Below are 10,536 nucleotides of genomic sequence, written 5' to 3' on the forward strand. Positions count from 1 at the left end.
ATTAATTCCTTTCTGTTAGTATTTTTCTTGGTTCATATCTATTTATATATAAAATGCCTATACCAGCAGATACTACTCCTAGTAATAATGCTATTAGTGTAATGATTAAAATAGCTTCTCCACTTAAAAATACGTCTAATTTTTCTAAAGCTGGTGCTGTTGTACTTGGACCCCCAAACCCAACAGTCATACTCATTGATTCAGCTTGTTTTTGAGCATCTATTTGTCCTTGTAAAAGCATATTTGAAACTGGTTGAGCGCATATGCTTCCAATTGTTAATCCTATGCTTAAAGAAATAAGTATCATAGATAGTGTTTCAAAGATTAAACCTAACGCAACTTTGCCTTTTTTCATACCCATAGCTCTTAAAACACCTATTTCGTATTTTCTTTCGCGAATAGCTAAAATAGAAATTAAAACTAGTATGCTTCCTCCAAATCCTAAAACTAAAGTCATAAATATCTTTGAAATACTTTTTAATCCTTCTACAGGTTTAACAATACTATTGTAACTACTTGCATCTACAGATAAATCAAATAAATCACTTAATCCCATCTCATGAGCTTCTTTATTAAACTCATCTACTAAATCTGGATCTTTTAAGTAATATTTTGCATCCATAGTAACTAAATCTTCTTCAGATTTTTCATCATACAATTTTAAAGTATCATATGTTGTAATAATCTCATTGCTTCTATTTAACATGTGATGTTTAATTCCATAATTATTAGACTGTGCCCCATCATAATATATTCCTGATATAGTTAAATCTAGTGACTCTAAATTGTCTGGATCTTGAGGATTTTTAATTTGCATCTTATCCCCAACCTTTAAGTTATTTAACTTTGCAAACTCTTTACTAACCATAGCTTCATTATTTTTTTGTGGCATTTTACCTTCTATGATTTTTCTTGTTCCATTTTTAAATTCCTTTTTACCATCATTACTAAGTCCTCCTAAAACATTTAAGTTTGGACTTTTTTTAAGGTTTGAGTTACCACCAATAGCTACAACATTGCTCAAATCCAAATCATCTGAACCCTCTGGTTGATCTAAAGCTTTAATCTTATCACTATAACCACTAAATGTTAAACTAAATATAGTTTCCTTAATATACTTTGATTTAGAAAGTTTTTCTTTAATATCGTTAGGTACTCCTTTATTTAACTCCTCAACTTTTCCTTCGTTTATTTTTTCCTGTGTCTTCTCCATATTTGACTGTATAAAAACTTCAGCTCCAAATCTATTTTTATAATCCTTTATTATCTCATTAGATGTTGTATTAATAAGAATAGATATAGCTGTACAAGAAAGTATAGCTGTCATTATAATTCCTAATAATGTATTTCGCCCCTTATTCCTTGATAAATTTTTTAATGCATTTTTAAAAATATACATATGAAATTCTCCTTTTCTTTAGGTTTTACTATAAGTAAATTATAATAAATATATTGTTTACTCAATGTTAACCCTCACCTTAAAATCTAAAAATAAATATTAATTCTTGTATTCAGAAAAGGATAAATAAAAGCAAGACCCTTTATTTATTTCACTATCTACCACTACTATTCCATTACATAAATCACACACATGTGATACTAAACTTAGACCTATACCATATCCATCTTTCTTTAAATCGTTAATTCTATATTTATTGTTAAATATATTATCTATAAAATTTTTTTCCATCCCAATTCCGTTATCTTCTACTTTAATTATTATGCTATTGTATTTATTTCTTACAGATACTCTTATTTTTTATTCTCACCATACTTTACTGCATTATCAACCAAATTACTTACTGCCCGATATATCCATCTTTCCTTAGCCAAAATAGTTGTATTATTTTCTTCATCAAAATCAAACTCAATATTTTTATAATTTTTTGATATATATCACAAACACTCGCACATACTAAAGAAACATCTACCCCCACCATCTCATCATCTGTTTTTAAGTCACTTAAAGTTAATACATCATCTATACTATCAGTAATATTATCTATCAATTTAATATACTCTTGATTGTTGTCTATTTCTAAATTGGTTCTTAATATAGCAATAGCATTTTTTTGTTCATGTGATAAATAAGAATTTAACTTTTTATAGTCCTCTAAATTTTGTTTAAATTTTTCCTTTATATTTTCATAAGCTATTCCAAAAGTTTTGCTTACTAAGTATGGATTAAAATCATCATCAAGTTCATTTAAATTTTTCACAATATTTTCTATTTCTTTATCATGAATCTTATTTAATACTATCCACAATATTAAAGATGACAATATTAAAACAAAGAAAAAGATTAAAACTATACTTAATATGTCTTTAAATCCTATCTTCAGGTAAGCTCTTCCGATTTCAGCTACATCTACTAAATTACTTGTGCCTGTCATTTTATGACTTTCAAAGCTTTCATTATACTCTTTTAAATTTGGATAACTGCCTTCCTTTAGTGCTCTATATATTAAATCTCCTTCATTAGATATAGAAGTACTAATAATAATAGCTTTCGCATCTTTTATATTTGTTTTAGCTTCTAAATTATTAAAAGATCCTTTTATTTTATATAATCCAACTCCTATAACAAGTGATAGTATTAATGAATATATTATTATAGCTAGTCCACTTTTAAAGTTTACTCTACGCATAAACAATAGCCCTTTCCTCTAACATTAACTAATACATCTTGCCCTTGTATATTTTTCAATTTATTTTTTAACCTTGATATATGTACTCTTAATACTGATGAAAATGGATCAAAGTTTTCATCATATACATGTTCTACAATTTCCTCACTAGAAACAACTGCAGGGTGTTTATAGCAGATGTACTCTAATATATCAAACTCTTTTATTGCAAGTATTACCTCTTTTTCATCTATATACACAGTACGATTTACTGGGTTAAGTTTTAAAGTTCCAATATTTATAATTGGATTAGTTCTCCCATGGAATCTTCTTATTACTGCGTGAATTCTTGCCCTAACTTCTAATAGTTGAAATGGCTTTGTTATATAATCATCTGCTCCATTATCTAATCCTATTGCTAAGTCTGATACATTATCTCTTGCTGTTATTATTATTATTGGTGTATCTATTGACTTTTTTCTAAGGTATTTTAGTACTTCTATTCCATCAGTATCTGGAAGGTTTAAATCTAATAATATAACATCATATTCATTAATGCTTGCTTTCTCCTCTCCTTCTTCTCCGGTATTTGATATATCTACTTTAAAGTTCATATTTTCTAACCCTTTTTTCATTGAGTTTGACAGTTCTATATTATCTTCTATAACTAGTAATCTCATTTTTATCTCTCCTTATAAATCAATAAATTAAAATTTTATATCATTATACTTTATCATATTTAATGTTTATCCAATGTTAACAGGTTATACAATATAAATAAAAAAAATGTAGTTACTAAGTTTTCACACTTAATAACTACATTTTTTATCTATTTATTTTCAGCTAATACTTGTTGATACGCATCAGTATCTGTGTAAATTTCATCCTTTATTGGATTAAGTTTATTTTTTCTTACCTTATTAAATTGGTAAATTGCTAAAGCTGCATTCACAGCTAAAGATATTAAACTTACCACAAAGAAAGCTGTCTTGTTATGTGTTGTAGGAACTGGTGCTATCCTATCAGCAAATTGAGGAACAGTCATAACAAACATAATCCAAAGAGCTAATGTTTGAGCACGATGTTGTAACCAAGCTCCTTTTTTTATAAAGAAAGTTGGTATTGTACATGAAAGTAATAAAGCTACTCCACAATAAATTGAGTGGTCTGATATGCAGTTATAAGTATAAGCGAAATTCCATACATCATAAGCTATAACCCATGTCCATATCATATCTGGCCATATCATATCCTTTGTTTTATCTTTAGATATAAATATTCCATAACAACCACAAATTGTAACTATATTTAATAAACCTGCTATACCATTCATAATATTCCAAGGTCCAGATATAGTCCAAAGATTATCTACGACTCCACCATCAGTTAATCCATAAGTGAAAATTTGAAAATCTCTAATAGAAGCTTCAAATATATTTAATGCTAAAATAATCGCTGGAAGAGCCAATGCCCATTTTTTCTTTTGTAACGATGGAATATATCTAAGAGCCATAAACCAAACACACCCAGCAAGTGCCGAATAAGTTTTAACCCAGTTAAACCAAGTTCCTGTTCCATATTCATTTCCTGGCGCTGCTGTAGTTGGCCAAACAAAAATTGTTAAAAATGTAGGTACTATTATAAACAATAATATTCCCGTCCATTTTGTTGATCTTCCAAGTTCATTAAATGCCATCAATGCAAGTAATACAAATAGGAAAATTCCCCATCCTTCAAAGGTCATTTTTCATATAAAATCCCCATAATGCACCCCTAATCTATTTTATTTTAATTTTATTTTGCAAATACATCCTTAACTTTCTTTCCTATTATTCTACCTTTTCTTCTTATAACGTTTTTAACTACTGCTGGTTTTAAATCTTCATAAGCTACACCTTCTGCATCATATTTTCTTACTAATGATATAGCGTCAAACTTACATTTTGTAGTACATTGACCACAACCTACGCACATATATTCATCTACAACAGTAGCTCCACAACCTAAACATCTTTCTGTTTCTTTTTTCATTTGTTCTTCTGTAAAAGTAAGACGCATATCTTTGAAAGATTCTTTTGCATCTACGCCAGATTTATGATTTGGTCTTTGTCTTGGCATATTGTCATATCCTTCTAATTGTAAGCTTTTCTTATCAAATTCATGATAATCTCTTCTATCACGTCCATTTACTAAGCTTTGCCCTGGCTGAACAAAACGGTGAATTGATATAGCTCCTTGTTTGCCTGCTGCTATTGCATCTATTGCAAATCTAGGACCAGTGTATGAATCTCCTCCCGCAAATATATCAGGTTCATTTGTTTGATAAGTAAATCCATCAGCTTTTATTGTGTTATTAGGATTTAACTCTGCTTTACTTCCTTTAAGTAAATCACCCCAGTCAATACTTTGACCTACTGAAATTAGAACATAATCAGCATCTACTACTTTTAAATTCTCTTCATCAAATACTGGAGAGAATCTTCCGTTTTCATCAAATACAGAAACACATTTCTTAAATTCAACCCCTACTACTTTTCCATCTTCTACAATTATTCTATTAGGTCCCCAAGAGTTATTTATTACTATATCCTCTTCTAAAGCTTCTTCTATTTCTTCTTCTAAAGCAGGCATTTGTTCACGATTTTCTAAGCAGAACATATTTACACTATCTGCACCTACTCTTGTTGCATTTCTTGCAACGTCTATCGCAACATTTCCTCCACCTATAACAACTACTTTTCCATTTAGTTTTACATCTTCACCTAAATTAACATCACGTACAAATTCTACTCCTGGTATAACACCTTCTGCATCTTCACCTTCTATATTTAATCTTCTACCAGCTTGTGCCCCGATTGCCAAATAGAAAGCTTTATATCCATCTTTTCTTAATTCATCTAATGTAATATCCTTACCTACTTCTATACCTGTTTTAAATTCTACGCCCATTTGTCTTAGTATTTCTATTTCAGCATTAACTACTTCTTTTTCCAATCTGAAAGAAGGAATTCCTAAAGTTAACATACCACCAAGAGCTTTTTGTTTTTCAAATACTGTTACCTTGTATCCATCTATTGATAAATAATATGCACATGAAAGCCCAGCAGGTCCTCCACCTATTATTGCAATCTTTTTACCGTAATTATGTCTTTTTTTAGGAATGAATCTATGCTCTTCTTTTAAGTCTTGTTCAGCTACAAACTTTTTAATTTCATCTATAGCTATTGGTGAATCTATATCCCCTCTTGTACATGCTGATTCACACTTTCTTGGGCAGATACGACCACATATAGCTGGGAATGGATTTTCTTGTTTTATAAGTTCCAAAGCTTCTTTGTATCTTCCTTGTGATGCAAGTTTAATATATCCTTGAACAGCTATATGAGCAGGGCATGCAGTCTTACATGGACTTGTTCCACTTTCTACTACATCTTCTCTATTAATTCTATAATCTTCATTCCATCTCTCTGGTCCCCAATTAGTATTTCTTGGCGTTTCTTTTCTTTCTATTTTGTCTACAATAGGTTTACTAGAACATAATTTTTGACCAAGTTTTAAAGCATTAGTTGGACAGTTAACTACACACTCTCCACAAGCAACGCACTTATCTTTATCTACTTTAGATACATAGTTAGAACGTACCATATCAGTATTTGCAAACATATTTCCACCCTTAAGTGCTAAACAAGAACATCCACAGCAATTGCATATTGCATGAGTTTTTCCTGATCCATCTAAGTTTGGTATTTGGTGCATTAACCCATTTTCTTCAGCTCTTTTTATTATTTCAAAAGCTTCTTCTCTAGTTATTTTTTTACCTCTACCTGTTCTTATGTAGTATTCAGCTGCATGGCCTAATTGAATACACATATCTTCTTTTAGATGTCCGCATCCTTCTCCCATACTTTCTCTTGCTGTACGACATGAACAGTCTGATACAGAGAATTTATCACTCTCATTTAAATATTTTGATATTTCCTCATATGAAGCTCTTCTTGTTTCTCCATCTATTGCAGTTTCTATTGGAATAACACGCATAAGCCCTACACCTGGAGGAAAACTTCCTGTAGATCTTGGTCCATTTTCCACACCATAATCATGAAATGCTTTAGGAATTTGCGGATATTTTTTAGCCTGTTCCTTATTGTTAACCATCATTTCCATAATTCCTGGTACCCAAGTTTCATACCAGAAAGTATCTACACCATCTATTTCGTTAACGAAAACTACCCCTATTTCTGATAATTCTAATAGTAACTCTGTACACTTCTCAACACTCTTACCACATAAAGGTGCTACTTTCTCAGCTGTTGTTTTCTTTCTAATCTCCATACAAAGTAAAACTTCTGCCATTTCATCTGTTACAACTGGCTCTAAAATTCTATAACGTGCATCATTTTCACCAAAGTACCCTCTAGACCCTGGTTTCTTTCCACTAACTTGGTTTGCAAATTGAAGAACCTTTTCTTTAACTGCCATCTTAATCCCCCTAAAAATTATAATTTTATATTTTTAATTATTCCAAGTCTTTACTTCTTCTCTTATCCAATTAGCCCATTCATCTATACCTTCTCCAGTTTTAGCTGATATCTCTATAACTTTTGCATTTGGATTTCTTTTTTTAATATGTTCTTTAACTAAATCTAAATCAAAGTCAAAATACTCTATAGCATCAATTTTATTTATTAAAACCACATCCACTACTGAAAATATTAATGGGTATTTTAAAGGTTTATCATGTCCTTCTGGTACGCTAAGTATCATAGCATTTTTAGAAGAACCAGTATCAAATTCTGCTGGACATACTAAATTCCCCACATTTTCTAATATTACAAATTCAACATCATCTGTTCCAAGCTCTACTAAACCTTGCTTAGTCATATCTGCATCTAAATGACACATTCCTCCTGTATGTAACTGTATTACCTTTGCACCTGTTTTTGAAACAGTGTCAGCATCAACATCTGAATCTATATCAGCTTCCATAACCCCTATTTTCATCTCATCTTTTAAAGCTTCAATAGTTCTTAAAACTGTTGTAGTCTTCCCTGAACCAGGAGAAGACATTAAATTTAATAAAAAAGTATTTTCTTTCTTTAAGTCAGATCTAAGCAAATCTGCTTGTTCATCATTATTCTTAAAAACACTTTCCTTTATCTCTATAACTTTATACTTTTCCATAAACTTACCCCCTAATATTTATTGATATTGTTAAAAGTATTTAGTATATTTACAATCAATCCTTTTACTTTGATTAATCTTATATCATCATTTGTTAACTTTGTAACATTCAACACAGAATTAATTTCACCGAATCACATTCTGTAATTAAAATATATCATCTTTACCATATTTTGTAAATGTATACATGTCGTTTTCATTTGCTTTCTTTCACAACTTTTCATTATATATTTACTTTTTTTATGCTATACTAAATAATTATATAATTTACTGTATTCACATTGCAGTGCTATAGAAAGGTATTTGTCATGAAAAAATTAACTAATAGACAAAAACAAGCTATTGCAACCAAACTTAGAATTACACAAGTGGCAACTGAACTTTTTAAATTAAATGGATTTGATAGTGTAAAAATTCAAGATATCTGCCAAGCTGCAGAAATTTCAATAGGAGCTTTTTATCATCATTTTAAATCAAAAGCAGAAATAATCAACACGGCTTATGAGCAAGTTGATATTTTAGTATTAGATAGACTTGAAACAAAAGATTTAGATTCAAATCTTGATAAATTATTATTTTTATTAGGTGAAGGTGCTATTGTCATGGAAGAACTTGGTTGGGTATTTGTAAGTGAAATATATAAAAATTTACTTTCAATAGAATCAAAGTATTCTACTAAACCTGACCGTTATATAGCATTAGAAGTTAGATCTATTATAGAAGATTCACTAAAAAGTGGTGAGTTAAATAGCTCAATTTCTTCATTTGATTTGACTATGATAATTATGAGAATATCTAGAGGTACCATATTTGACTGGTGTCTTCATGAGGGAAGTTATGATCTTAAATCCAGAATGGAATTTGAATTAAACTTACTTCTTTCTAATTTTAAAACTCAAAAACATATTAAGCATAACTAAAAAGGACTGTGAGTTTTATCTCACAGTCCTAAAAATTTAAAATCATTTTCTTTTAATTATTTCATAGGTGAATATACACTATCTTTGTTTTCAGATATAAATTCGTCATTAAAGAAATTACTGTTATTTCCTAACTCTGACTCTACTGTTTTTAGTCCTTTATTTTCTATTAATGTTTTTTGGTTAGAGAATAAATTTGTTCCTAATCCTAGCTTATCACCACTAATTTTGATATCCATACTAGCTAAAATAGTTGGGAACATATCAAATGGAGCAAACTCTCTATTTTTTGTGTTTTTTGTTTGTACTGGAGAATTTAATATTAAATTAAATATATTTCTTTTATACGATGGATCAAAATCTTTAAAGAAGTTTTTATCCATACTTAAATGGTCTCCTGTTAGTACAATAGTCGTATTTTCATAAAATGGTTGTTGTTGAATCCATCTTACAAATTCAACTGTTTCTTTTGCTGAGTAAGAAATAACATTCGCATATTGAGAGTCATGTTTTTTCTCTGCATTAGGTGATAGATACCCATCTGGAAAATGAGTATCAGCGGTTTCCATAGTAAAGTTAAATGGTTTACCTTCTTTAGATAATCTAGTTAACTCATCCTTAGCAAAATCATATAATTTATCATCTTCAAATCCCCACCAAACAGCATAATCTTGTGGAATAAGTTTTTTCTTTTTAGCAGCTTTATAATCAAATATATTGAAGTTACCATGAGTTTTAAAATAAGTTGTTAGTCCTCCAAAATCAGCATCAGCTCCGAACATTATTGTCTGATTATAACCTTGTGATTCTAGCATATCTCCTATAGATATAGCTCCAGGTAAAAAACTACCAGAAGTTCCATATGAATTACCATCATAGGTATTTTTAAAGGAATTCCCATTCCCATATTTATCATAGATGCTACAGACCAAGATGAACCATACGTTTGGTAAGGTCCTCCTAATTTATCATTATTTGAGAAAGATACTCCTTCTTTTGATAATTCATATAATTCAGGCATTAGATTAACATCCATATTACCACCTAAATCTTTAGATAAGTAAGAATTTTCCACAGACTCTAAATAAATATGAATTAAATTTCTTTTTTTATTAGGAAATGATATTTTAGTTTTGTTAGGGTCAACATAATTATCTGCTATGAATGTTGAATTAGATAAATATGCACTAAAAACTTCTTTTAAGCGCAATTTTCCAAATCCATAACTTACGCCTCCTATTAAAACTATAAATGATAATACAATAGATGCCAATTTTAAATATCTTTGAGACAGTATCTTAATTTTTACATGATTTTTAACTACAAATATATCATAGTTAAAGTTTAAAACTATTAAAAATATAGTAGTTAATGTTACTGTTTTAAATATTGGATTACTTAAAATCTCTTGAGACATACCAGAAGCTGTTCCTTTAAGTGGAGATTTTAAATTGAAAAGAAATTGCTCTGGAGTAATTTCACCAAAGAAACCTACAAACCATCTTGAAAAAAATACAAATGTTACTCCAATTACAAAAAATACAACAGATATTATACTAACAACTAATACTTTTTTACTCATTTTATTAGTAATTTTTGAAAAGCTAACATTTGAGTTCAATACTCCTTTTGCAAAAATAAAGCAAACTCCTAAAAATAACGTGAATGCCATGTATTTATATGGAAATGCAGTTGTAGTGTACAAAACCCCTTCTAATATCTGAGGTTGATTAAATACGTATTTTACTAAATTTAATGATATTATATTAAATAATATAATAAAAATAATAATTTTTATTTAATAAGCC

Annotated in this window: 10 protein-coding genes; 1 reads left to right on the top strand and 9 read right to left on the bottom strand. The window is 29.3% G+C overall.

What is annotated here, in order from left to right:
* Position 1 precedes the first annotated feature (1 nt).
* From LEQ07_RS04325 to hypB, 7 genes are all read right to left on the bottom strand, one after another.
* Complete coding sequence (locus LEQ07_RS04325; RefSeq protein ID WP_263329664.1) at positions 2-1,399, bottom strand: ABC transporter permease; 1,398 nt, start codon at positions 1,397-1,399, stop codon at positions 2-4.
* Between the two features lie 99 nt (positions 1,400-1,498).
* Entirely contained in the window at positions 1,499-1,756 is a 258-nt protein-coding gene (locus tag LEQ07_RS04330; RefSeq protein WP_317852011.1) for a sensor histidine kinase, read from the bottom strand.
* Positions 1,757-1,799: 43 nt separating this feature from the next.
* Positions 1,800-2,648 carry a hypothetical protein gene (locus tag LEQ07_RS04335; RefSeq protein ID WP_263329665.1) on the bottom strand — a complete coding sequence of 283 codons (849 nt, stop codon included), beginning with the start codon at positions 2,646-2,648 and terminating at the stop codon, positions 1,800-1,802.
* Positions 2,636-3,307 (bottom strand): response regulator transcription factor, encoded by a 672-nt coding sequence (locus LEQ07_RS04340; RefSeq protein ID WP_046822879.1) that lies wholly within the window; start codon positions 3,305-3,307, stop codon positions 2,636-2,638. The genes LEQ07_RS04335 and LEQ07_RS04340 overlap by 13 nt, the downstream gene beginning before the upstream one ends.
* Positions 3,308-3,456: 149 nt before the next feature.
* On the bottom strand, positions 3,457-4,371 hold the full coding sequence (locus tag LEQ07_RS04345; protein WP_263329666.1) for a DUF5692 family protein: 915 nt from the start codon (positions 4,369-4,371) through the stop codon (positions 3,457-3,459).
* A gap of 50 nt (positions 4,372-4,421) precedes the next feature.
* Positions 4,422-7,106, bottom strand: a complete 2,685-nt coding sequence (locus LEQ07_RS04350) for an FAD-dependent oxidoreductase (protein ID WP_263329667.1) — start codon at positions 7,104-7,106, stop codon at positions 4,422-4,424.
* A 33-nt stretch (positions 7,107-7,139) separates the two neighbouring features.
* The gene (gene hypB, locus LEQ07_RS04355) at positions 7,140-7,808 is read right to left on the bottom strand and encodes a hydrogenase nickel incorporation protein HypB (RefSeq protein WP_046822881.1); all 669 of its coding nucleotides are present in this window, start codon (positions 7,806-7,808) and stop codon (positions 7,140-7,142) included.
* 308 nt (positions 7,809-8,116) lie between these two features.
* Here hypB and LEQ07_RS04360 point away from each other — a divergent pair, with 308 nt between their 5' ends.
* Positions 8,117-8,728 (top strand): TetR/AcrR family transcriptional regulator, encoded by a 612-nt coding sequence (locus LEQ07_RS04360; RefSeq protein WP_263329668.1) that lies wholly within the window; start codon positions 8,117-8,119, stop codon positions 8,726-8,728.
* 56 nt (positions 8,729-8,784) lie between these two features.
* Here LEQ07_RS04360 and LEQ07_RS04365 read toward each other — a convergent pair whose 3' ends face one another.
* Both LEQ07_RS04365 and LEQ07_RS04370 read right to left on the bottom strand, forming a co-directional pair.
* The gene (locus tag LEQ07_RS04365; RefSeq protein ID WP_263329669.1) at positions 8,785-9,543 is read right to left on the bottom strand and encodes a sulfatase-like hydrolase/transferase; all 759 of its coding nucleotides are present in this window, start codon (positions 9,541-9,543) and stop codon (positions 8,785-8,787) included.
* Positions 9,544-9,548: 5 nt separating this feature from the next.
* A complete protein-coding gene (locus tag LEQ07_RS04370; RefSeq protein WP_263329670.1) occupies positions 9,549-10,433 on the bottom strand; it encodes a hypothetical protein in 885 nt (294 codons plus the stop codon).
* Between the last annotated feature and the right edge of the window lie 103 nt (positions 10,434-10,536).

It is taken from the genome of Paraclostridium sp. AKS73, from assembly GCF_025671395.1.
Lineage (GTDB): Bacteria > Bacillota > Clostridia > Peptostreptococcales > Peptostreptococcaceae > Paraclostridium > Paraclostridium benzoelyticum.

Coding starts and splice junctions, on each gene's coding strand:
- LEQ07_RS04325 (WP_263329664.1), bottom strand. CDS start 1,399: ATGTATATTTTTAAAAATGCATTAAAAAATTTATCAAGGAATAAGGGG.
- LEQ07_RS04335 (WP_263329665.1), bottom strand. CDS start 2,648: ATGCGTAGAGTAAACTTTAAAAGTGGACTAGCTATAATAATATATTCA.
- LEQ07_RS04340 (WP_046822879.1), bottom strand. CDS start 3,307: ATGAGATTACTAGTTATAGAAGATAATATAGAACTGTCAAACTCAATG.
- LEQ07_RS04345 (WP_263329666.1), bottom strand. CDS start 4,371: ATGACCTTTGAAGGATGGGGAATTTTCCTATTTGTATTACTTGCATTG.
- LEQ07_RS04350 (WP_263329667.1), bottom strand. CDS start 7,106: ATGGCAGTTAAAGAAAAGGTTCTTCAATTTGCAAACCAAGTTAGTGGA.
- hypB (WP_046822881.1), bottom strand. CDS start 7,808: ATGGAAAAGTATAAAGTTATAGAGATAAAGGAAAGTGTTTTTAAGAAT.
- LEQ07_RS04360 (WP_263329668.1), top strand. CDS start 8,117: ATGAAAAAATTAACTAATAGACAAAAACAAGCTATTGCAACCAAACTT.
- LEQ07_RS04365 (WP_263329669.1), bottom strand. CDS start 9,543: ATGCTAGAATCACAAGGTTATAATCAGACAATAATGTTCGGAGCTGAT.